Here is a 22187-nt window from a genome sequence, read left to right as displayed (position 1 = left end):
GATGACGATGCGCATCCCTGCTTCCGCCCCGACTTCGGCGCGGGCCGCGCCGGCCCTCGTCGGCCTGGCCGTGGCGGCGGCCATGACCGTCCTGCCCGCCATCGCCGTCGCCATGATGACGAAACCGGCGGCCGCCGCGGCCGCCCAGGAAACCCCCTATCCGGCGCCCGAACCCACCGAAGCCCTGCACCGGATGGGCGCCTATCTGGGCACGCTGCAGAGCTTCGAGGTCGTGGCCACCAGCAGCATCGACCTGGTCACGGAGGATGATCGCCGCATCGATCTGGACGGGACCAACACCTACAAGGTTCGCCGCCCGGACGCCTTCGTCATCGAGACGAAGACCGACAAGAAGGTCCGCCGCTTCATCTATGACGGCAAGCGGTTCACCGTCTATGCGCCAGCGCGCGGCTTCTACGCCAGTGTCGAGGCGCCGCCGACCATCGCCGGGGTGCTGGACGTCGCCGCCGACCGCTATGGCATCGTCCTGCCGCTGGAAGACATCTTCCACTGGGGCGATCCGGCCAATCTGCCGACCGGCTACACCACCGCCCAGCATGTCGGCACGGCCACCATCAACGGCGTCGCGACAGACCAGTATTCGTTCGCCGGCGACGACATCGAATGGCAGGTCTGGATCCAGCAGGGCGACAAGCCCCTGCCGCTCAAGGTCGTCATCGTCGACCGCACCGATCCGGCGCGCCCGGAGTTTTCGGCGACGCTGACCTGGAACCTGAACCCGCGGTTCGACGCCTCCACCTTCGCCTTCACCCCCGCCAGCAGCGATGCCCCCATCCGCATGGCCGATCAGGGAGGTTCGCAATGATCCGCTCCTACACGCTCCTCGTCGCGGCCGCTGCTGCGCTGCTGGCCGCCGCGCCGGCGCTCGAGGCCGACGCCCAGGTGCGCGGCGCCGGACGGTCCAGCGTCGGCCACGGCGGCGGCGCCCATGCCGGAGGGGGAGGCGCACGCGGAGGCGGCGGCGCCGCCCGCCCCGCTCCCAACCGCAACACCAATGTGGGCAACCGCGGCGGCAACAACACCATCAATCGCGGCGGTAACAACAGCGGCAACCGCGGCAACAACAATCGCATCAACACCGGCGACGTGAACATCAACGTCGACAACGATCACCACGACCACGGCTACGACTGGGACGACCACTACCACCCGATCGCGACCGGGGTGGCGATCGGCACGGCGGCGGCGGTCACCTCGGCGGTGATCGGCTCGATGGTCTATTCCCTGCCGCCGGCCTGCTCGCCCTATGCGGGGAGCTACTACTATTGCGGAGGGGTCTATTACGCCCCGCAGTATCAGGGCGACACGATCACCTATGTCGTCGTCGAACAACCCTGAGGGGCGGGCGGATGACACGGAGAAATCCGATCCGGGCGGCTGCGATCCTGGCCGCCTGGGCGGCGCCGGGTCTGGCCTTCGCCCAGGAGAGCGACGCGGATCTGGCGAAGAAGCTGTCCAATCCCGTGGCCAGCATGATCAGCGTGCCGTTCCAGTATAATTACGACTGCTGCTTCGGTCCCGACGACGGGGCGCGGCAGACGCTGAACATCCAGCCGGTCGTGCCGTTCAAGCTGAACGATGACTGGAACCTGATCGTGCGGACCATCGTGCCGCTGGTGTATCAGGCCAGTCCGGCGCCGGGGGTGGAGGACGCCTACGGCCTGTCGGACATCACCCAGAGCTTCTTCTTCTCGCCGCAGTCGAAGGACGGCCTGACCTGGGCGGTGGGGCCGGTCTTCCTGTGGCCCGTCGGGACCGACGAACTGGGCACGAACAAATGGGGCGCGGGGCCGACCGGGCTGGTGCTCAAACAGCAGGGCCAGTCGACCTATGGCCTGCTGGCCAACCACATCTGGTCCTATGCGGGGTCGAAGGCGCGCGACGACGTCAGCCAGACCTTCCTGCAGCCCTTCTACAGCTACACCACCCACGACGCGACGACCTGGGGCGCCAATCTGGAGGCCTCCTACGACTGGACCCACGAGACCTGGAGCGTGCCGGCCAATCTGTCGGTGTCGCACCTGTACAAGTTCGGCGAGCAGCGGGTGTCGCTGGGCATTGGGGCGAAGATCTATCTGGTCAATGAGACCAATGCCCCCGACTGGGGCCTGCGCGCGACCGCCACCTTCCTGTTCCCGCAATAGCGCGCCGGGGGCCCCGCCGCGAGACGCATGGGGTTTCGCCTGATGGGCCATGCGGGGCGGGTTGGAAATACTGAGGTGGTTCAATCATCCGCCTCGGAAGGTCCCGACAATGAAGCCCCTGATCCCCGCCGCCTGCGCCGTGCTGGCGCTCGTCGCCGTCGCTTCGCCTGTCGCCGCACAGGTAACCGTGACGCCGTATTTCTGGGCCGCCGGGATGAAGGGAGACGTCGCCCCCGTGCCGGGCTTGCCGACGGTGGAGACCGATTCCAGCTTCAGCGACATCGTCGACGAACTGCAGCTGGGCCTGGCCTCCTCGTTCGAGATCCGCAACGGCCAGTGGGCCTTCGTCGGCGACCTCAGCTACGTCGACACCGGCCAGAGCGCCGACCTGAAGACCCCGACCTCAGGGTTCGATTCCGCCGGGCTGGATTCCAAATCGCTGATGAGCACTTTGGCCATCTCTTATCGGGTGATCGATGGCGACGGCGCCTCGCTGGACGTGCTGGGCGGCGCCCGGATCAACTGGGCCGACAACGACGTCAGGCTGATGCGGCCCGACGGCAGTTCGGTGAAGGCCAACGACACCGAGACCTGGGCCGATCCGGTCGTGGGCGCCAAGGGGATCGTCTGGCTGAGCCCGCGCTGGTCGCTGACCGGCTATGGCGATGTGGGCGGCTTCGGTGTGTCCTCGGACCTGACCTGGCAGGCCATGGCGGCGGTCAACTATCACTTCAGCGACGGCCTCGCCCTGACGGCGGGCTATCGCTACTACGCCATCGACTACGACCACGACGGCTTCGTCTTCGACGTGGCGGAGTATGGCCCGCTGATCGGGATGTCGATCACCTTCTAGAGGGTCTGGGCTCAGGCGGTCGCCGCCTGAGCCGCCTCCGCCTTCGTCGTGCGCTTGATCCACATCTTGTAGGGCACGCCGACGATCAGGCCGACCAGCATGAACAGCAGCACGGCCGCCGAGACGTGCTTGTCGACGAAATTGGCGCCGGCCAGGGACATGGCGATGCCGGGGTGACGCACGGCGCTGGCGATCGCCAGGGTGGCGCGGTCGATGCGCTCGGGCCCGCCCAGCAGATGTCCGCCCGCCAGACAGGCAAGCACCACCCCGGCCATGGCCACCAGGGTCCCGTTGCCGATCAGGGACTGGATCGCCGGCCAGACGCTGACGATGATCGGCAGGAAGGCGAGGACCACGAGCAGCATGCTGAGCTTGTAAACCCAGGGCGCCGCCTTCGCCGCCAGACCCGGGGCGATCAGGCGCACCAGCAGGCCGAGCGCCAGCGGGATCAGAACCCCGGTCAGCAGGGTCACGGCCATATGCGCCACCGTCACCGTGTCGTCCCGCCCGAACAGATGGGAAGCGACGCCCAGGGCCAGAGGCACCGAGACGACGCTGAGCAGGGCCATGGCGATATAGAGGCCGTAGGCATAGGCCTTGCGCGCGCCTACGCCGAGTTCCTGACCCGGGACCAGAGGCGGAACCGGGGCCACGGCCATCAGCATGATCCCCGCCTTCACCATCGGATTGAGCGGCAGCAGCCAGATCGCGAAGGCCGCGACCACGACCGGAATGACGATCACCGCGACCAGAGAGCGCGCGAACAGCACCGGCCGACGCAGGACATAGACCAGATCTCCGGCCACGGAGTTCAGGGCGACGGTCAGAACCAGACCGGCCAGACTGACGGTCAGGAGGATAGGGATCAGCGACTTGAGGACTTCCATGATCGCGCCTTCGGGATCGTGACAGGAGGCCCGAAGTCTCCCCGTCCGGCCCGATCCCGGAAATCAGCACGAACCCTGACGGCCACGCCGGAGGCCCGCGCGCGGCGGGCCCCGGCCTCAGGGTCAGCGCGTGACGCGGAGCGTCACCCCGACCATGCGCGGGGCGCCGAGGAAGGCGCCGATGGTGCCGGTCTGGAAGGGGGCGCCGAAGGCCACCTGGCTGTAGCGCTCGTCGAACAGGTTGCGGCCCCAGAGCTCGACCGACCAGCCGTTCTCCGAGTCCAGACCGACCGAGCCGTTGGCCAGCCAGAAGGCCGTCTGGACCTTCTCGGGCGCAAGGTCCGAGCCGGTGTTGTAGGCCGAGGCGTATTTGGCGGCGAGGGCCGCGCGGACCGCGAACCCATTGCCGACGTCGCGGCGATACGTGCCCGCCAGATTGCCCGACCAGAGGGGGGCGAAGGACAGGCGCGACCCGGCCAGAAGCGGCAGGCCGGAGACGGGGGCGTCGCCGTATTCGGTCTGGGCGTAGACCACGCCGGCCTGCAGGCTGAGGCCGGTGAAGGGACGATATGTGGTCTCGAGTTCGGCGCCCTTGGCCGTCACCTCGGGGATGGATTTCACCAGGAAGGTGGTGCCGAGGAAGGTGTTGAGCTGGAAGTCCGTATAGGCCTGATGGAAGGCGTCGGCGGAGACGAGCAGGCGACCCTGCAGAAGGTTGGCCTTGGCCCCGACCTCGACGGAATCGACGACCTCAGGCGCGAAGGCGGTGGAGGCGTCGGGGACGAGGTTGGTCTGGGCGCGGTCGAGGTTGTAGCCCGCGCTCTTGCGGCCGCGGGCCCAGGACACATAGGTCAGGACGGCGGGCGTCAGCTGGTATTCGACCCGGGCCAGACCCGACCAGCCGTCGTCGGTCAGGCCTTCGGAGCGGCTCAGATTGTTGAAGGCCGGATTGGCCCAGGGCAGGCAGATCGTGGCGTTGTTGATACCGCGCGCGAGGGCGGCGGCGCAGGCCTTGCCGCCGTCGGTATTGGTGTAGCGGGCGTCGAGATCCTTCTCGATATGGCTGTAGCGCAGGCCGAGGGTGAGACCGAGTTTGTCGGTCGCATGCCAGGTCGTCTGGCCGAACAGGGCGGCGGTGGTGGCGGTCTGTTCGTAGGTGTCGAGCGCCCCCTGCCCCGCGATGAAGCTCTGGCCCACGGGAAGGCCGGTCAGGGTGGAGACATAGCCGGCGAGGCCGACCGGGTTGGCGGTGGAACGGGTCAGGACGCGACCGAGGTAGTCCTCATAGGCCGAGCCGTAGAGGAAGGCGTCCTTGCGCAGCAGGGTCTCGCGCAGGAGGAAGACGCCGCCGGTATAGTCGAGGGAGCCGCGCGAGCCGGTCAGGCGGGCTTCCTCGCTGAAGGTACGGAAGCGGTTGGACCAGCTGCCGTCGTCGGGACGGTAGGCGATGTCGGCGGAGGTGAAGTCCCAGTCCTGGCTGAGGACGGCGCGCCACTGACGCCCGGCGGTGGTCAGTTCGACCAGGCCGAGGCGGGTGTCGATCTTCGTATGCAGGGAGACGCCGCCGTCCTTGATGCGGGTATTGGTGTCGCGGTCGGCATAGCCGGTGCGGGCCGAGGGATCGGCCGGGTTCATCACGCCGCCGTCCGGGCTGAGCAGGGCGAGGATGCCTGCGGTCGGGCCGGTCGATTGCTGGACGCCGATGCAGCAGCGTTCGTCGCGATGGGTGAAGTCGGCGCTGAGGCGGTTCGAGATCCCCTCGACCGGCGTCCAGAGCAGCTGGCCCCTGATGGTCTCATAGGCCTCGTTCTGGTCGTCGGATTCCGTACGCGGACCATTGCCGGTACGCACGTCATAGAGGCCGTCGCGGCGGCGGACGGAGGCGTAGAGGCGACCCGCGAGTTTGTCCTCAATCAGAGGGCCGGTGACGGAGACCGAACCGCCGCGCGTCCCGTGGTCGCCGACAGTGACCTCGCCTGTGGCGCCGAAGTCGAAGCTCGGGCCGGCGGTGACGACATTGATGACGCCCGCCGAGGTGTTCTGGCCGAACAGGGTCGACTGCGGGCCGCGCAGAACCTCGGTGCGCACGACCTCGCCGAGGTCGCCGAGAGCCACGCCGTTGCGGGCGCGGAAAACGCCGTCGACGACGACGCCGACCGAGCTTTCCAGACCCGGATTGTCGCCCACGGTGCCGACGCCCCGGATGCGGGCGGTGGTGTAGGTCTGGTTCGAGGTCGAGGCGACCAGCAGGCCCGGCGTGACGATGGCCAGGTCCTTGATGTCCACCACGCCGGCGCCCGCCAGCAGGGGCTGGGCCGCGACCGAGACCGACAGGGGGGTGCGCTGGAGGGAGCTCTCGCGGCGCTCGGCGGTGACGACGATCTCGTCCAGTTGGGCGGTCTGCGCGAACGCGGGAAGGGCGAAGGCGGACGCGACGAGCGCGAGGGCGCTCGCGCGGGCGAGAGAGGCGGAGGTCATGAGAGACTCTTGTTGGGGGAAAGAAAAGGCCGCCGGGGGACGGTTAGTGAGCGCCTTTCGGCGTCTCCATCAGTTCGATCAGGACGCCGCCCATCTCCTTCGGATGGAGGAAGACGACGGGGGTGCCGTGGGCGCCGATGCGGGGTTCGCCGGTGCCGAGGATGGTCAGGCCCTTGGCCCGGGATTCGGCGACGGCGGCGTGGATGTCCTCGACCTCGAAACAGACGTGATGCTGGCCGCCCTTCGGGTTTTTCGCGAGGAAGCCGACGATGGGCGAGCTGTCGTCATAGGGCTCGATGAGTTCGATCTGGGCATTGGGCAGGTCGACGAAACAGACCTTCACGCCCTGGGCCGGGAGGTCGAAGGGCTCGCCGATCCGCGTCGCGCCGAGGACGTCGCGATAGAGGGCGATGGAGTCGGCGATGGAGGGCGTGGCGACGCCGACGTGGTTCAGCTTGCCGATCATCGGGCGGGCTCCTTCTGCGGGGCGGGCTGGGCGTAGCCGAGGCGCTGGTTCAGCTTCTCGATCAGGTCGACAGCGGTGTCGGCGACGGTCGAGCCGGGCGGATAGACGGCGGCGGCACCCATCTCGATCAGGGGCTGGACGTCCGAGGGCGGGATGACCCCGCCGACCACGATCATGATGTCGGATCGCCCGAGCTTCTCCAGCTCGGCCTTCAGCTCGGGCACCAGCGTCAGGTGACCGGCGGCGAGAGACGAGGCGCCGACCGCATGGACATTGGCGGCGACCGCATCGCGCGCGGCCTCGGCCGGGGTCTGGAACAGGGCGCCGGCGGTGACGTCGAGGCCGAGGTCGCCATAGCCGGTGGCGATCACCTTCTGCCCCCGGTCGTGGCCGTCCTGACCGAGCTTGGCGATCAGGATGCGCGGCGGGCCGCCGTCGTTTTCGACGAAGGTCGCGACCATGTCGCGGGCGCGGGCGAAGCGGGCGTCACCTCCGGCCTCCTTCGCATAGACGCCGGAGACGGTCTTCACCGAGGCGACGTGACGGCCGAAGGCGGCCTCGAGCGCGTCGGAGATCTCGCCGACGGTGGCATGAGCGCGGGCGGCCTGAACCGCCAGTTCGAGCAGATTGGCCGTGCCGCGCGCGCCGTCGGTCAGGGCCTGAAGCGCGGTCTGGGTCGCCGCCTCATCGCGTTCCGCGCGCAGGCGTTTCAGCTTCTCGATCTGGGCGGCGAGGACGGCGGCGTTGTCGACCTTGAGCATCGGAATGTCGTCGGCGACGTCGTTCAGATAGCGGTTCACGCCCACGACGGTCTGCTGGCCGGTGTCGATGCGGGCCTGGGTCTTCGCAGCGGATTCCTCGATGCGCAGCTTGGGAATGCCGGCCTCGATGGCCCTGGCCATGCCGCCGGCGGCCTCGACCTCATCCATCAGGGCGCGGGCTTTCGCGGCCAGTTCCTGGGTCAGTTTCTCGACGTAATAGCTGCCGCCCCAGGGATCGATGACGCGGGTCAGGCCGGTCTCCGACTGCAGCAGGATCTGGGTGTTGCGCGCGATCCGGGCCGAGAAATCGGTGGGCAGGGCCAGGGCCTCGTCCAGCGCATTGGTGTGCAGCGACTGGGTCTGGCCGCCCGCCGCGGCCATGGCCTCGACCATGGTGCGCGAGACATTGTTGAACACGTCCTGGGCCGCGAGGCTCCAGCCCGAGGTCTGGCAGTGGGCGCGAAGGCTGAGTGATTTGGGATCGACGCCGCCTTCCTTGCGGACGGCCTCCGCCCACAGCAGGCGGCCGGCGCGCATCTTGGCGACCTCCATGAAGTAGTTCATGCCGATGGCCCAGAAGAAGGACAGGCGCGGCGCGAACCGGTCGATCGCCATGCCCGCCGCCTTGCCCGCCCGCAGATATTCGATCCCGTCCGACAGGGTGTAGGCCAGCTCGATATCGGCCGAGGCCCCGGCCTCCTGCATGTGGTAGCCGCTGATCGAGATGGAGTTGAATTTCGGCGTCTCCTTCGCCGTCCATTCGAAGATGTCCGCGATGATCCGCATCGAGGGCTCGGGCGGATAGATGTAGGTGTTGCGGACCATGAACTCCTTGAGGATGTCGTTCTGGATGGTCCCGGTCAGGGCGGCGTGCGGCACGCCCTGCTCCTCCGCCGCCACGACATAGAGGGCCAGGATCGGCAGGACGGCGCCGTTCATGGTCATGGAGACCGACATCTGGTCCAGCGGAATGCCGTCGAACAGGGTCCGCATGTCGAGGATGCTGTCGATCGCCACCCCGGCCATGCCGACGTCGCCCTTCACCCGCGGGTGGTCGGAATCGTAGCCGCGGTGCGTGGCCAGATCGAAGGCGATGGAGAGACCCTTCTGACCGGCGGCGAGGTTGCGGCGGTAGAAGGCGTTGGAGGCCTCGGCGGTGGAGAAGCCGGCGTACTGGCGGATGGTCCAGGGATTGCCCGCGTACATGGTCGGATAGGGGCCGCGCAGGAAGGGGGCGAAGCCGGGCAGGCCGTGCACCGTCTCATTGCCAGCGATGGCCGAGGCGTCATAGGCGGAGGCGACCTCGATGCCCTCGGGCGTGCGCCAGGGATCGCGCGCGGGGCCGGTTCCGGTGGCGCGGAGGTTGAGCTGAGCCTTGGTGAAGTCGGGGAAACTCATTGTCCGGCCTCCTCGAAGGCGGCGGCGAAGCGGATCGGCAGGAGCGGGGCGCAGCTGTCGGTAATGGCGGCGGCGGGGGTGGGTGTCGCAGGCTCGACCAGAGCGGGGCGGACGTCGGGGTCGACGTATTTGGTCACGCCGATGATCTGGTTCGCGCCCTTGTCGAAGGCGGCCTGAAGGGTCTGGCGGCTGGCGGCGACGCGCATCTGGATGGCGCCGCCCTTGAGCGAGGCGACGACGCCGCCCTCGCGTTCGATGCGCTGGAACTCGGCCCAGCCGGCCTCGGCGAGATCACGCGTCCGGGCGTCGAGGAACCAGCTGCCGGCGGCGGGATCGTCGACCCGGCCGATGTGCGCCTCTTCCATCAGGACGATCTGGGTGTTGCGGGCCTGACGGCGGGCGAAGGCGTCGGGACGGCCCGAGGCGCGGGTGAAGCCGTCCAGCACCACGGCGTCGGCGCCGCCCACGGCGCCGGCGAACCCGGCGGCGGTGAGCCTGAGCAGATTGGGCCAGGGGTCGCGCGTGGCCAGCATGCGGCGCGAGGACCGGGCCTCGATATTGGCGGGGAGATCGAGACCAAAGGCCCTGGTCATCGAGGCCCAGATGAGGCGCAGGGCCCGGACCTTGGCGAGGCTGTCGAAATATTCGGCGTCCACCGAGACACCGAGGACCGTGCCCTTGAGCGCCCGTTCGGCGGACAGGCCGGCGTCGACGGCGGCCTTCACATAGGCGATCGCCGAGGCGGCGGTGAAGCCGAGCTCCTGCCCGGCCGAACCGCCCGCCTCGTGCACGGCGCGGCCGCTGGCGAGGAAGAAGCTGGCGTCGGGATAGGCGCCGGAATGACGGTCGGCGGTGGCGGCCGCCTGCGACAGATGCATGGCGATCGGCAGGGGCGAACCGCCCGCAGCCGCATAGGCCGACAGCGGGTCCATGTGGAACATCAGCTTCGCGCGTGGCGACCCTTTGGCGACGACGGCGAGGGCATTGGCGGCCTCGGGCCCTGTGAGGCCGGCGTCGAGACCGACGGCGGCCAGCTCGAGCGCGACGTTGGCGAGGGCCTTCGCCAGAGGTTCGGAATCCTCCAGCACCGCGCCGGACAGGATGACGCTCGCCGCGCCGCCTTCGAGATCGGTCAGGACGGCGGCGTTGACACCCTCTGGCTCATCACCCTCGACCTGCGTCCGCAGGTCCCAGGCCCGGCCCTCGGCGTCCGAAGGGCGCGGCGTGAACAGGGGCTGGATGCCGGTCGCATCGGCATAGAGGGGCCGGACGACCAGATGATCCGTATCCAGATGAAGCAGGCTTTCGATCGGCCTGTCCTTCAGCGCCTTGACGGCGGACTCGCGCCATTGCTCGGGCGTGGGGGTGTCGAAGGCCGCGCTGCTCATCACTCGAACTCGACCAGAACGTCGTCGGCGGCGACGGGGTCGCCGGCCTTGGCGCCGACGGCTTTGACGACGCCGTCGCGCTCGGCCTTCATGATGTTCTGCATCTTCATGGCCTCGATGATGGCCACGGTCTCACCGGTCTTGACCGACTGGCCTGGCTCGACGGCGATGGAGACGACCAGACCCGGCATGGGCGACTGGATCAGTTTCGAGGTATCCGCCGCGACCTTCTCCGGCAGGCGGGCGAAGAGTTCGGCATGGTGGGGCGACAGGACGCGGACGCGGGCCTTCGACGCCCGGCTGCGGATCTCGAAGCCGCCGGGGACGCGCTTGACCTCGGCGGTGAAGGCCTCGCCGTCCAGCACGCCGCGGAACTGGGCCAGGCCCGGCCGCCAGTCGATCTCGGACAGCTGCAGGACGCGGTCGTCCTCGACCAGCTCCAGCGTCAGGGCCTCCTCGTCGTCATAGCCGACGGTGACCCCGGTCGCCTCGCGGTCGATCAGGACGATCCAGTCGGTGCGTTGCGAGGTGTCGCCGGCCTGATCCGACAGGATTTCGTTCATGGCCACAGCGGTGGCGACCATGACGTCCTTCTGCAGGGGGCCGGCGGGGACGCCGTGGAAGCCCTCGGGGAATTCGTCCTTGATGTAGGAGGTCGACAAGGCGCCCAAGCGGAACCGCTCCTGATCCATGACGGCGGCGAGGAAGGGGACGTTGTGGCCGACGCCCGACAGATGGGTGTCCTCCAGCGCCCGGGCCATGCCGTCGACGGCGGCGATGCGCGTCTCGCCCCAGGTGCAGAGCTTCGCGATCATGGGGTCGTAAAACATGGAGATCTCGTCGCCCTCGCGGACGCCGGTGTCGTTGCGGACGGTGTAGTCGCCCTGATCGCCTTCCTCGGGCTGCTCGTAGCGGACCAGACGGCCGATCGAGGGCAGGAAGCCGCGATAGGGGTCTTCGGCGTAGATGCGACTCTCGATGGCCCAGCCGTTGATCTTCAGATCATCCTGGCTGAAGGCCATGGTCTCGCCGGCCGCCGAACGGATCATCTGTTCGACCAGATCGACGCCGGTGATCAGTTCGGTCACCGGGTGTTCGACCTGCAGCCGGGTGTTCATTTCGAGGAAGTAGAAGCTCTTGTCCTGACCGGCGACGAACTCGACCGTGCCGGCCGAGTCGTAGTTCACGGCGCGGGCCAAAGCGACGGCCTGATCGCCCATCTTCTTGCGCGTGGCCTCGTCGAGCAGGGGCGACGGCGCCTCCTCGATGACCTTCTGGTTGCGGCGCTGGATCGAGCATTCGCGGTCGAACAGGGAGACGATATTGCCGTGCTTGTCGCCCAGCACCTGGATCTCGATGTGGCGCGGATTGACGATGAATTTCTCGAGGAAGACGCGGTCGTCGCCGAAGGCCGTCAGGGCCTCGGCCTTCACCGCGGCGAAGCCCTCGGCCATGTCGGCGTCGGATTCCGCGACGCGAATGCCCTTGCCGCCGCCGCCGGCCGAGGCCTTGATCATGACCGGATAGCCGATCTCGCGCGCGATCTTCACGGCCTCTTCGGGCGTCTCGATCAGGCCCATGTGGCCGGGCACGGTGGAGACGCCGGCCTCGGCGGCGAACTTCTTGGACGTGATCTTGTCGCCCATGGCCTCGATGGCGTGGGGCTTGGGGCCGATGAAGGCGATGCCCTCGGCCTCCAGCCGCCGCGCGAAGACCGGGTTCTCGGACAGGAAGCCGAAGCCCGGATGGACGGCCTCGGCGCCCGTCTGGCGCACGGCTTCGACGATCTTGTCCTGGATCAGATAGGACTGGGCGGCGGGCGACGGACCGATGTGCACGGTCTCATCGGCCATCTCGTAAGCCAACGACCCGGTGTCGGCGTCGGAATGAACCAGCACCGTCTTGATGCCCATCCGGCGACAGGTCTTGATGATCCGAACGGCGATCTCGCCCCGGTTGGCGATGAGGATTTTGGAGAACATGAGGGTCGTCTCGGTCCTGCGAAGTCTTTTAAATCCGTCACCCTCGGGCTTGTCCCGAGGGCCCATCGATCAGCGCTTGTCGGCATTGATCGTGGGGCGGAAACATGGGTCCTCGGGACAAGCCCGAGGATGACGGGTGTGCGCTACAGCGGAATGTTGTCGTGCTTCTTCCAGGGATTGTCCTGGACCTTGTTCGCGAGGGTCTTCAGCGCACGGATCAAACGGCGGCGCGTGCCGTGGGGCATGATGACGTCGTCGATATAGCCGAGGCCGGCGGCGACGAAGGGGTTGGCGAAGCGATCCTTGTATTCGGCCTCGCGGGCGGCGAGGGCTTCCGGATCGCCGGCCTCCTTGCGGAAGATGATCTCGACCGCGCCCTTGGCGCCCATGACCGCGATTTCGGCGGTGGGCCAGGCGTAGTTGACGTCGCCGCGCAGGTGTTTGGAGCTCATCACGTCATAGGCGCCGCCATAGGCCTTGCGCGTGATCAGGGTCAGTTTGGGCACGGTCGCCTCGGCATAGGCGAACAGCAGCTTGGCCCCGTGTTTGATCAGGGCGCCGTACTCCTGCTTGGTGCCGGGCATGAAGCCGGGAACGTCCACGAGCGTCACCAGCGGGATGCCGAAGGCGTCGCAGAAGCGCACGAAGCGGGCGGCCTTGCGCGAGCTGTCGATGTCGAGAACGCCGGCCAGAACCTGGGGCTGGTTGGCGACGATGCCGACGGGCTGGCCGTCCAGACGGCCGAAGCCGCAGATGATGTTTTTGGCGAAGTCGGCGCCGATCTCGAAGAAGTCGGCCTCATCGACCGTCTTCAGGATCAGCTCCTTCATGTCATAGGGCTGGTTCGGATTGGCCGGGACCAGGGTGTCGAGCGAGGCCTCGTCCCGGGCCGGGTCGTCATAGCTGTCGCGGACCGGCGGCTTCTCGCGGTTCGACAGGGGCAGGAAGCCGATCAGGCGGCGGACCTCCGACAGGGCCTCCAGATCGTTGTCGAAGGCGCCGTCGGCGACGCCGGACTTGCCCGCATGGACCTTGGCGCCGCCGAGGTCCTCATGGCTGACGACCTCATTGGTGACCGTCTTCACCACGTCCGGGCCGGTCACGTACATGTAGGAGGTGTCCTTCACCATGAAGATGAAGTCGGTGATGGCGGGGGAATAGACGTCGCCGCCCGCGCACGGGCCCATGATGACGCTGATCTGGGGGATGACGCCCGAGGCCAGGGTGTTCTGCAGGAAGATGTCGGCATAGCCGGCCAGGGCCTCGACCCCCTCCTGAATGCGTGCGCCGCCGGCGTCGAACAGGCCGATGATCGGGGCGCCGGTCGTCAGGGCCATCTTCTGCAGCTTGACGATCTTGGCCGCATGGGCGCCCGAGAGCGAACCGCCGAAGACGGTGAAATCCTTGGAGAAGACATAGACCAGACGGCCGCCGATGGTCCCGCGGCCGGTGACGACGCCGTCGCCCGGGATGCGCTGCTTGTCCATGCCGAACTGGGTCGAGCGGTGCTCGACGAACATGTCGGTCTCCTCGAAGGAGCCCTCGTCCAAGAGGACGTCGATGCGTTCGCGCGCCGACAGCTTGCCCTTGGCGTGCTGGGCGGCGATGCGCGCCTCGCCGCCGCCGAGGCGGGCCGCCGCGCGGCGCTGTTCCAGTTGGTCGAGGATGGCTTGCATACCGATTTCCTACTTGCGAGTAGACTTAATGGCGGAAGGCTGACAGCGGGTCAACGGGGCCTCACCCCTTCGGAGAAGGCGTCCCACAGGCGTTCGGCGATTTCCTCAGGGCTCAGCTTGCCCTCGGGCGCGTACCACTGGGCGATGGAGTTCATCGCACCGGAAATGGCGAAGGTCGACATGCGCACGTCGGCGGTGCGCAGGGAGCCGTCGCGGACCCCCTCGCGCAGCAGGTCGCGAATGCGGGCGTCCACCTTGCGCTTGACCGCGCGCAGACGCTCGCGCACCGGCGGGGTCAGCTCGACATCGGGCACCCGATGCAGGCAGCGTCCGAACACGGTCGTGGTGATTTCTACATATTTCTGAACGACTTGATGCAAGCGTTCGCGCCCGTCGATGCCCGAAACCGCCCCCTCCTCCACGGCCTCGGAATAGGCGTCGAGCGCGATCATGAAACAGGCGCTGAGCAGGGCCTGTTTGGATCCGGCGTAGTAGTAGACCGTGGGCTTGGACACCCCCAGGCGGGCGGCGACGTCGTCGATGGAGGTGGCGCCGTAGCCGTCTTTCACGAAGGCGGTGGCGGCAGCGGTCAGGATGGCCTCGCGCTTGGCGTCGGGGTCGCGCGGCCGGCCCGGCGCGGACCAGAGGTCGTCGGTGGCGGAAGCAGCGGCGGGTGCGGAAACACTACTCATGCGTCAGACATAGCAGACTGGACGCAGAAGTCAGCCTTGATCCTCCCCCATCGGGGGAGGTGGCTCCGAGCCCTTGCGAGGAGACGGAGGGGGCTCGGGCCGGATGCGGTGTCCGCTGCTGGCCCCCTCCACCGCTTCGCGGTCCCCCTCCCCCGATGGGGGAGGATCTAGAAAGGCGACAGGCGCTCGCTTGCTTCAGCACACAACGTCCGGACCCAGCTCGTCACCGCGCGCAGGCGGGCAGTATCGTGAACCTCGCGATGGGTGCTGAGCCAGAAGCGGCGCTCGATCAGGACGCCGGGCAGGACGCGCGTCAAACCGTCAGCCAGGAAGCAGGGCAGGACGCCGATCCCGCCGCCGCCGGCGATGATTTCGCGCTGGGCCCGGATCGAAGAGGAGGCCAGATGCGGCGTCAGTCCGGGCCGGACCTCGTCGAGATAGCGCAGCTCGGGCGCATAGATCAGGTCGTCGACATAGCCGACGATGTCGTGGTCGCTCAGGGCCTCGACGCTGTCGGGCGCCGGGCGGGCCGCCAGATAGGCGGGCGCGGCGTAGAGGGCCAGCTGATAGGGCGTCAGGGGCTCGACGATCAGCCGGGCGCTGTCGGGGGCGCTGAGGGTGATGGCCATGTCGACCTCGCGCCGCGACGGCGACAGGAAGCCCGAGCTGGCGGCCAGCTCGATGCGCAGGCCCGGTCGGGCGGCGTGAAGCCCGGCGAGCGCGGGGGCCAGGACGGCGCCGCCGAAACCCTCCGAGGCGCTGATGCGGACGGTGCCGGCGACGACGTCGGGCTGGGCCACCCGGGCGGCGGCGTCCATGGCGCTCTCGGCCTCGAGCCCGACCTGCAGCAGCTGGGCGCCCGCCGCCGTCAGCTGCAGGCCCGAGGCGGAGCGAACGACCAAGGTCGATTTCAGCGCGCTCTCCAGCCGCGCGACGCGCCGGCCGACGGTGGCGGCGTCGATGCCGAGGCGCGTCGCGGCTCCGCCGAGCGAGCCGGCGCGGGCGGCGGCGATGAAGATGCGAACGTCGTCCCAGTCGAACATTGCGCGATTGCGCATGGACCACTGCGATAATGCAAGGGGTTAGCGCTGGATGCGCACGACAGCGCCCTCGGCCGCGTCGCTTACCCCGTCCGCCAGAGCGCGCACGACCTTCGCCGCCTCGCCCAGCCCTCTGTGTTCGACGATGCGGATCCAGGGCGAGGCCGGATCGACGACGCGCTCGAAGAAGGCGCGCTGGTCCGCGAAGAATTTCTCGTAGAAAGCCCGCAGCGTGCCGCGCTCGCGGTGAGCGTCGAGGCAGGTGGCGGCGAAGAAGAACTCGGGCTTCGGTCCCACGAGGTCGGGATCGTCCTGGGTGAATTCGTCGCTCTGGGTCGAGCCGACGAGGCAGTCATAGGTCAGGTCGGCGCCGAAATGCGCATGGACCCGGCGACGCAGGGCCGGATCGCCGGCGAGGTCGAGATAGAGGGTCGGAACGCCCGTCGGAAGCGCCTCGACCTCATCATATCCGTACACGGACGAATAGGCGCCGAGCCCTTCGACAAAGGCGCGGTTGCGGGCGCCGGTCAGGCCGATCAGGGCGACGTCGTCCTCGCCCAGACACCAGGCCGCGCCATAGGCCGTCTTGGACGAGGCGCTGGAGACCACGACTTGTTTGGCGCCGAAGAAGTCGTGGTCGCGCAGGAAATCGACCGCCGTATAGGAGGTGATGAACAGGGGCCGGAACAGGACCTCGGGATTCTCCAGCGCGGCCGCATAGTTGGCGTCGGCGGCGCACAGGACATAGCGGTTGTAGATGTCCGGCACGGCCTTGCGCCAGGGCGCGGCGTCGGCGAACCCACCCCGGGTGACCTTCTCGGCCTGAACCAGAAGCGTGTCGGCCATGGGGAAATAGCCGAAGACCCGCTGCCCCACCTCGACGCCCTCGGCGCGCGATTTGACCACGTCCGCGAAGCCCCAGACGGGCATCATGCCGTATCCGTCCTGACCGGTCGGGAAGACGCTCCAGTAGCCGATCTGGTCGCCATAGGCGGCGTAGGTGATGTTGTTGGTGGTCAGGGAGAAGCGGTCGAGCGCCAGAACCACCTCGCCATCCTTGGGCTCGAACGGGCCGCTGGGCTGAAGCAGGGTCGCGCCGAGATCGGCCTTTGACGTCATCAGGCGGCGGTTCAAATCGGGCATCTGGCCTCTCCGGCATTTCCTCGTTACGCCAAGCCTAGCGAATATCGCGGTTGACGCAGGAGAAGCTTCGGTGTCGCGCGATAATGCGTTTTCGCAAGCCTGTGACCGCAACTTTGCAATGCCATCGCCCTGCCCGGCCTGCTAGATCGGGCCGCAACAGGGACGAAACCAACAGGACGCAGCCGATGCGCGAGATCAACCACTTCATCAACGGCGCCAGCTTCGCGGGCGCCTCGGGGCGTTTCTCGGACGTGTTCAATCCGAACACCGGCGAGGTTCAGGCCCGGGTGCAACTGGCCAATGACGCCGAGATGGACCGCGCGGTCCAGGCCGCCCAGGGCGCCTTCGAGGGCTGGTCCTCGACCAATCCGCAACGCCGCGCCCGGGTGATGTTCGAGTTCAAACGCCTCGTCGAGGCGAACATGGATCAGCTGGCCGAGATGCTGTCGTCCGAGCACGGCAAGGTCATCGCCGACTCCAAGGGCGACATCCAGCGCGGCCTGGAAGTCATCGAGTTCGCCTGCGGCATCCCGCATGCGCTGAAGGGCGAATACACCTGGGGCGCGGGTCCCGGCATCGACGTCTATTCGATGCGCCAGCCGCTGGGCGTGGTCGCGGGCATCACCCCGTTCAACTTCCCGGCCATGATCCCGATGTGGATGTTCGGCGTGGCCATCGCGGTGGGCAACACCTTCATCCTGAAGCCGTCCGAACGCGATCCTTCGGTGCCGGTGCGTCTGGCCGAGCTGATGATGGAGGCGGGCGCCCCCGCCGGGGTCCTGAACGTCGTCCACGGCGACAAACAGGCGGTCGACGCCATCCTGACCCACCCGCTGATCCATGCGGTCAGCTTCGTCGGCTCGTCCGACATCGCCCACTATGTCTATCAGACCGGCGCAGCCAACCATAAGCGCGTCCAGGCCATGGGCGGCGCCAAGAACCACGGCGTAGTCCTGCCCGACGCCGACATGGACCAGGTGGTCAAGGATCTGGCCGGCGCCGCCTTCGGTTCGGCCGGCGAGCGCTGCATGGCCCTGCCGGTCGTCGTGCCGGTCGGCAAGAAGACCGCCGACGAACTGCGTGATCGCATGGTCGCCGAGATCGAGACCCTGCGCGTCGGGATTTCCACCGACGCCGGCGCCCACTACGGCCCGGTCGTCACGGCCCAGCACAAGGCCCGCGTCGAGGGCTGGATCGACCAGGGCGTCAAGGACGGCGCCGACCTGATCGTCGACGGCCGCGGCTTCACCCTGCAGGGCCATGAGAAGGGCTATTTCGTCGGCCCGTCGCTGTTCGACAACGTCACGCCGGAGATGGAATCCTACAAGGAAGAGATCTTCGGTCCGGTGCTGCAGATCGTCCGCGCCGCCAGCTTCGAAGAGGCCCTGAGCCTGCCGTCGAAGCACCAGTACGGCAACGGCGTCGCCATCTTCACCCAGAACGGCCGCGCGGCCCGCGACTTCGCTGCCCGCGTCAACGTCGGGATGGTGGGCATCAATGTGCCGATCCCGGTGCCGGTCGCCTATCACACCTTCGGCGGCTGGAAGCGCTCGGCCTTCGGCGACACCAACCAGCACGGCATGGAAGGCGTGAAGTTCTGGACCAAGGTCAAGACGATCACCGCCCGTTGGCCCGACAGTGAGCTGGAGCACGCCGACAGCTCGTTCGTCATCCCGACGATGGGCTGAGGTCCGCAGATGGACTTCGCCCTCAACGACGACCAGCGCGCCATCCAGGACGCGGCCCGCGCCTTCGCCGAGGACCTGCTCAAGCCCAACTCGGCCGAGTGGGACGAGCACAAGATCTTCCCCGTCGACGTCATGCGTCAGGCGGCGGAGATGGGATTCTGCGGCATCTACACGTCCGAGGATTTCGGCGGCACGGGTCTGGGCCGGGTCGAGGCGGCGATCATCTTCGAGGAGCTGGCGCGCGGCGACGTCTCGGTCGCGGCCTTCATCTCGATCCACAATATGGCGACCTGGATGGTCGACCGGTTCGGCTCCTACGATCTGCGCCAGCGCTATGTGCCGGCCCTGACGACGATGGAGAACATCGCTTCCTACTGCCTGACCGAGCCGGGCTCGGGCTCGGACGCGGCGGCGATGCGGACCACCGCGCGCCTGGAAGGCGACGAATGGGTGCTGAACGGCTCCAAGGCCTTCATCTCGGGCGCCGGGACCAGTGACGTCTATGTGGTCATGGCGCGCACGGGCGAGGCCGGGCCGAAGGGCATTTCCGCCTTCGTGATCGACAAGGATGCGCCGGGGCTGAGCTTCGGGGCGCAGGAAAAGAAGATGGGCTGGAACGCCCAGCCGACCGCCATCGTCCAGTTCGACGACTGCCGCATCCCGGCGGCCAACCTGCTGGGCAAGGAAGGCGACGGCTTTCGCTATGCGATGATGGGGCTGGACGGAGGGCGTCTGAACATCGCCGCCTGTTCGCTGGGCGGGTCGCGGCTCGCACTGGAAACGACGCTGGATTACGTGAAGTCGAGGAAACAGTTCGGGAGCGCCCTGGCCGATTTCCAGAACACCCAGTTCAAACTGGCCGATATGGCGACCGATCTGGAAGCCGCCCGCCTGATGGTGCTGCGCGGCGCCTGGGCGATCGACAACGACCATCCGGAAAAGACGAAATGGTGCGCCATGGCCAAACGCCTGACCACCGACGCCTGCTTCCAGATCGCCGACGAGGCCCTGCAGCTGCATGGCGGCTACGGCTATCTGAAGGACTATCCGCTGGAGCGGATCGTGCGGGACCTGCGGGTCCACCGCATCCTCGAAGGCACCAACGAGATCATGCGGGTGATCACCGCACGCGAAATGCTTCGTCAGTAAGCAGCGAAAATCACAGGGAAGAACGACCATGAAGATCGCATTCATCGGCCTGGGCAACATGGGCGGCGGCATGGCCGCGAACCAGGCCAAGGCGGGCCATGAGGTCGCGGCCTTCGACCTGTCGCAGGCGGCGCTGGATCGCGCGGCCGGCGCGGGCTGCACGCCGGTCGGTTCGGTCGCCGAGGCGGTCAAGGACGCCGATGTGGTCATCACCATGCTGCCCGCCGGGCCGCATGTGCGCTCGGTCTATTCGGAGCAGATCATCGGGGCGGCGCCCTCCTCGGCCCTGCTGCTGGACTGTTCGACCATCGACGTCGACACGGCCCGGGCCGTGGCGGCGATGGCCACCGAGGCCGGCTATGTCTTCGCCGACGCCCCCGTCTCGGGCGGGACGATGGCGGCCGACGCCGGGACCCTGGCCTTCATGGTCGGCTGCGTCGAGGACCAGTTCGCGCGTATCGAGGCGGCGCTGGAGCCGATGAGCCGCGCCACCTTCCGCGCCGGGGATCACGGCGCCGGACAGGCGGCCAAGATCTGCAACAACATGATCCTGGGCATCACCATGCTGGGGACCTGCGAGGCCATTGCGCTGGCTGAGAAGCTGGGTCTGGACCCGGTCAAATTCTTCGACATCGCCGCCAAGTCCTCGGGCCAGAGCTGGTCGGTGACGACCTACTATCCGTGGCCCGGCCCGGTGCCGACCGCGCCGTCCAACCGCAACTATGACGGCGGTTTCGCCACGGCGATGATGCTGAAGGACCTGAAGCTGGCCCAGGACGCGGCGGCCAAGGCCGGCGCCTCGACCCCGCTGGGCGCCCAGTCGGAAGCCCTGTTCCAGATGTTCAACGGCCTGGGCTACGGCGGCCGCGACTTCTCGGCCATCCTGCAGATGCTGCGCGGACAACTGGACGGGCTGCCGAAGGCGTAGCGGCCCCTCCGGAAGCGGCCTAGGCTCCGGGCGCAATCCGGAGCCCGCCCATGACCGAACAGTTCGACGCCATCGTCATCGGCGCGGGACAGGCCGGGCCGCCTCTGGCCGAACGGCTCGGAAAGTCGGGCATGAAGGTCGCCGTGATCGAGCGGCATCGGGTCGGCGGGACCTGCGTCAACACCGGCTGTATGCCGACCAAGACCCTGGTCGCCAGCGCCCGCGCGGCCGCCGTGGTGCGCCGCGCCGCCGACTGGGGCGTGACGATCCCGGGCGAGGCCTCGATCGACATGGCGACCGTGAAAGGCCGGGCCGACACAGTCATTCACAACGCCCGCGGCGGCGTCGAGCGTTGGCTGGAAGGGATGGAGAATGTGGCCCTGATCCGGGGCCACGCCCGTTTCGTCTCGGCCGACACGATCGCCGTGGATGACCGGATCCTGACCGCGCCGCGCATCTTCATCAATGTCGGTGGGCGGGCCGCGCGTCCGCCGATGCCGGGGATCGACGACGTCGCCCTGATGACCAATGCCGACATCCTGAAGCTGGACGTCGTTCCCGAACATCTGGTGGTCGTCGGCGGCAGCTACATCGGACTGGAGTTCGCCCAGATGTACCGCCGCTTCGGCGCGCAGGTGACCATCGTCGAGAAGGGCGAACGACTGATCAGCCGGGAGGACCCGGAGGTCTCGGACGCTATTCGTGAAATCCTGGAGGCCGAGGGAATCGCTGTCCGCACCGACGCCGAATGCATCCGTTTCAAGCCGGCGAAGGACGGAGGGATCGAGGTCCATGTCGACTGCAAGTCGGGCGATCCCAGCGTCACGGGCTCCCATGTGCTGCTGGCAGTCGGCAGAACTCCGAACACGGACGATCTGGACCTCGACAAGGCGGGCGTGGCCGTCGACGGGCGCGGCTACATCGCCGTCAACGACCGGCTGGCGACCGCCACGCCCGGGATATGGGCGCTGGGCGACTGCAACGGGCGCGGGGCCTTCACCCATACGGCGTACAACGATTTCGAGATCGTCGCGGCCAATCTGCTGGACGGATTGCCCGAGGGGGACGACCGCAAGGTCAGCGACCGGATCGAGGCCTATGCCCTCTATATCGACCCGCCTCTGGGCCGCGTCGGCCTGACCGAGGGCCAGGCGAAGGCGAAGGGCCACAAGATCAGCGTCGGAGTCCGACCGATGACGCGCGTCGGCCGGGCAGTGGAGCGCGGCGAGACGCAAGGGTTCATGAAGGTGATCGTCGACGCCGACACCGACGCCATACTCGGCGCCGCCATCCTGGGCGTCGAGGGCGACGAGGCGATCCACGCCATCCTCGATTCCATGGCCCGGGGCGCCACCGCCGACGACATGCGCCGGACCATGCACATCCATCCTACCGTCTCGGAGCTGATCCCGACCGTGTTCGGCATGCTGGAACCCCAAAAGCCCTGAGGTCGCCTTTTCGGCCGGTTTCGCCTATAGACCGCCGCTTCCTTC

General features: G+C 68.0%; 17 protein-coding genes and 1 pseudogene. 8 read left to right on the top strand and 10 right to left on the bottom strand.

What is annotated here, in order from left to right; genetic code table 11:
* Positions 1-7 precede the first annotated feature (7 nt).
* The 4 genes from AC1ROD_RS03590 to AC1ROD_RS03575 all read left to right on the top strand — a co-directional run bounded on the left by AC1ROD_RS03590 (position 8) and on the right by AC1ROD_RS03575 (position 3018).
* The gene (locus AC1ROD_RS03590; protein WP_492946882.1) at positions 8-826 is read left to right on the top strand and encodes a DUF2092 domain-containing protein; all 819 of its coding nucleotides are present in this window, start codon (positions 8-10) and stop codon (positions 824-826) included.
* On the top strand, positions 823-1359 hold the full coding sequence (locus tag AC1ROD_RS03585; RefSeq protein ID WP_492946881.1) for a hypothetical protein: 537 nt from the start codon (positions 823-825) through the stop codon (positions 1357-1359). The genes AC1ROD_RS03590 and AC1ROD_RS03585 overlap by 4 nt, the downstream gene beginning before the upstream one ends.
* Before the next feature lie 11 nt (positions 1360-1370).
* A complete protein-coding gene (locus AC1ROD_RS03580; RefSeq protein WP_492946880.1) occupies positions 1371-2165 on the top strand; it encodes a hypothetical protein in 795 nt (264 codons plus the stop codon).
* 109 nt (positions 2166-2274) lie between these two features.
* Positions 2275-3018: a hypothetical protein gene (locus AC1ROD_RS03575; RefSeq protein WP_492946879.1), complete on the top strand. Its 744-nt coding sequence runs from the start codon at positions 2275-2277 to the stop codon at positions 3016-3018.
* Positions 3019-3029: 11 nt separating this feature from the next.
* Here AC1ROD_RS03575 and AC1ROD_RS03570 read toward each other — a convergent pair whose 3' ends face one another.
* The 10 genes from AC1ROD_RS03570 to AC1ROD_RS03525 all read right to left on the bottom strand — a co-directional run bounded on the left by AC1ROD_RS03570 (position 3030) and on the right by AC1ROD_RS03525 (position 16929).
* Positions 3030-3905, bottom strand: coding sequence for a hypothetical protein (locus AC1ROD_RS03570; RefSeq protein ID WP_492946878.1), 876 nt, complete (start codon positions 3903-3905; stop codon positions 3030-3032).
* A 123-nt stretch (positions 3906-4028) separates the two neighbouring features.
* The gene (locus AC1ROD_RS03565) at positions 4029-6383 is read right to left on the bottom strand and encodes a TonB-dependent receptor (RefSeq protein ID WP_492946877.1); all 2355 of its coding nucleotides are present in this window, start codon (positions 6381-6383) and stop codon (positions 4029-4031) included.
* A gap of 43 nt (positions 6384-6426) precedes the next feature.
* Positions 6427-6849: a methylmalonyl-CoA epimerase gene (gene mce, locus AC1ROD_RS03560; protein WP_492946876.1), complete on the bottom strand. Its 423-nt coding sequence runs from the start codon at positions 6847-6849 to the stop codon at positions 6427-6429.
* Entirely contained in the window at positions 6846-9008 is a 2163-nt protein-coding gene (scpA, locus tag AC1ROD_RS03555; protein WP_492946875.1) for a methylmalonyl-CoA mutase, read from the bottom strand. The genes mce and scpA overlap by 4 nt, the downstream gene beginning before the upstream one ends.
* Entirely contained in the window at positions 9005-10396 is a 1392-nt protein-coding gene (locus tag AC1ROD_RS03550; protein WP_492946874.1) for a methylmalonyl-CoA mutase family protein, read from the bottom strand. Before AC1ROD_RS03550 ends, scpA begins: the two co-directional genes overlap by 4 nt.
* A complete protein-coding gene (locus tag AC1ROD_RS03545; RefSeq protein WP_492946873.1) occupies positions 10396-12378 on the bottom strand; it encodes an acetyl/propionyl/methylcrotonyl-CoA carboxylase subunit alpha in 1983 nt (660 codons plus the stop codon). The genes AC1ROD_RS03550 and AC1ROD_RS03545 overlap by 1 nt, the downstream gene beginning before the upstream one ends.
* A gap of 143 nt (positions 12379-12521) precedes the next feature.
* On the bottom strand, positions 12522-14054 hold the full coding sequence (locus tag AC1ROD_RS03540; protein ID WP_492946872.1) for an acyl-CoA carboxylase subunit beta: 1533 nt from the start codon (positions 14052-14054) through the stop codon (positions 12522-12524).
* A gap of 50 nt (positions 14055-14104) precedes the next feature.
* Positions 14105-14746 carry a TetR/AcrR family transcriptional regulator gene (locus tag AC1ROD_RS03535; protein WP_492946871.1) on the bottom strand — a complete coding sequence of 214 codons (642 nt, stop codon included), beginning with the start codon at positions 14744-14746 and terminating at the stop codon, positions 14105-14107.
* A 167-nt stretch (positions 14747-14913) separates the two neighbouring features.
* The gene (locus tag AC1ROD_RS03530) at positions 14914-15804 is read right to left on the bottom strand and encodes a LysR family transcriptional regulator (protein WP_492946870.1); all 891 of its coding nucleotides are present in this window, start codon (positions 15802-15804) and stop codon (positions 14914-14916) included.
* Positions 15805-15828: 24 nt separating this feature from the next.
* On the bottom strand, positions 15829-16929 hold the full coding sequence (locus AC1ROD_RS03525; RefSeq protein WP_492946869.1) for a DUF2855 family protein: 1101 nt from the start codon (positions 16927-16929) through the stop codon (positions 15829-15831).
* A gap of 185 nt (positions 16930-17114) precedes the next feature.
* On the opposite strand from AC1ROD_RS03525, the gene AC1ROD_RS03520 reads away from it, so the two are divergent.
* From AC1ROD_RS03520 to AC1ROD_RS03505, 4 genes and pseudogenes are all read left to right on the top strand, one after another.
* Positions 17115-18617, top strand: a complete 1503-nt coding sequence (locus tag AC1ROD_RS03520; RefSeq protein WP_492946868.1) for a CoA-acylating methylmalonate-semialdehyde dehydrogenase — start codon at positions 17115-17117, stop codon at positions 18615-18617.
* Positions 18618-18626: 9 nt separating this feature from the next.
* Positions 18627-19766, top strand: a complete 1140-nt coding sequence (locus tag AC1ROD_RS03515; protein WP_492946867.1) for an isobutyryl-CoA dehydrogenase — start codon at positions 18627-18629, stop codon at positions 19764-19766.
* 16 nt (positions 19767-19782) lie between these two features.
* Positions 19783-20694, top strand: a pseudogene (mmsB, locus tag AC1ROD_RS03510) (3-hydroxyisobutyrate dehydrogenase); the annotation flags it as partial.
* A gap of 50 nt (positions 20695-20744) precedes the next feature.
* Complete coding sequence (locus tag AC1ROD_RS03505) at positions 20745-22142, top strand: FAD-containing oxidoreductase (RefSeq protein WP_492946866.1); 1398 nt, start codon at positions 20745-20747, stop codon at positions 22140-22142.
* The last annotated feature ends 45 nt before the right edge of the window (positions 22143-22187 follow it).

It is taken from the genome of Brevundimonas sp. GW821-FHT12E07 (genome assembly GCF_058807035.1).
This window is presented reverse-complemented; position numbering and strand designations above follow the sequence as displayed.

Bases quoted from the DNA above. Each gene is read 5' to 3' on its own strand.
- AC1ROD_RS03525 (WP_492946869.1), bottom strand. From the start codon at position 16,929: ATGCCCGATTTGAACCGCCGCCTGATGACGTCAAAGGCCGATCTCGGC.
- AC1ROD_RS03580 (WP_492946880.1), top strand. From the start codon at position 1,371: ATGACACGGAGAAATCCGATCCGGGCGGCTGCGATCCTGGCCGCCTGG.
- AC1ROD_RS03505 (WP_492946866.1), top strand. From the start codon at position 20,745: ATGACCGAACAGTTCGACGCCATCGTCATCGGCGCGGGACAGGCCGGG.
- scpA (WP_492946875.1), bottom strand. From the start codon at position 9,008: ATGAGTTTCCCCGACTTCACCAAGGCTCAGCTCAACCTCCGCGCCACC.
- AC1ROD_RS03545 (WP_492946873.1), bottom strand. From the start codon at position 12,378: ATGTTCTCCAAAATCCTCATCGCCAACCGGGGCGAGATCGCCGTTCGG.
- AC1ROD_RS03550 (WP_492946874.1), bottom strand. From the start codon at position 10,396: ATGAGCAGCGCGGCCTTCGACACCCCCACGCCCGAGCAATGGCGCGAG.
- AC1ROD_RS03590 (WP_492946882.1), top strand. From the start codon at position 8: ATGCGCATCCCTGCTTCCGCCCCGACTTCGGCGCGGGCCGCGCCGGCC.
- AC1ROD_RS03575 (WP_492946879.1), top strand. From the start codon at position 2,275: ATGAAGCCCCTGATCCCCGCCGCCTGCGCCGTGCTGGCGCTCGTCGCC.
- AC1ROD_RS03515 (WP_492946867.1), top strand. From the start codon at position 18,627: ATGGACTTCGCCCTCAACGACGACCAGCGCGCCATCCAGGACGCGGCC.
- AC1ROD_RS03565 (WP_492946877.1), bottom strand. From the start codon at position 6,383: ATGACCTCCGCCTCTCTCGCCCGCGCGAGCGCCCTCGCGCTCGTCGCG.
- mce (WP_492946876.1), bottom strand. From the start codon at position 6,849: ATGATCGGCAAGCTGAACCACGTCGGCGTCGCCACGCCCTCCATCGCC.
- AC1ROD_RS03540 (WP_492946872.1), bottom strand. From the start codon at position 14,054: ATGCAAGCCATCCTCGACCAACTGGAACAGCGCCGCGCGGCGGCCCGC.
- AC1ROD_RS03585 (WP_492946881.1), top strand. From the start codon at position 823: ATGATCCGCTCCTACACGCTCCTCGTCGCGGCCGCTGCTGCGCTGCTG.
- AC1ROD_RS03570 (WP_492946878.1), bottom strand. From the start codon at position 3,905: ATGGAAGTCCTCAAGTCGCTGATCCCTATCCTCCTGACCGTCAGTCTG.
- AC1ROD_RS03520 (WP_492946868.1), top strand. From the start codon at position 17,115: ATGCGCGAGATCAACCACTTCATCAACGGCGCCAGCTTCGCGGGCGCC.
- AC1ROD_RS03535 (WP_492946871.1), bottom strand. From the start codon at position 14,746: ATGAGTAGTGTTTCCGCACCCGCCGCTGCTTCCGCCACCGACGACCTC.
- AC1ROD_RS03530 (WP_492946870.1), bottom strand. From the start codon at position 15,804: ATGCGCAATCGCGCAATGTTCGACTGGGACGACGTTCGCATCTTCATC.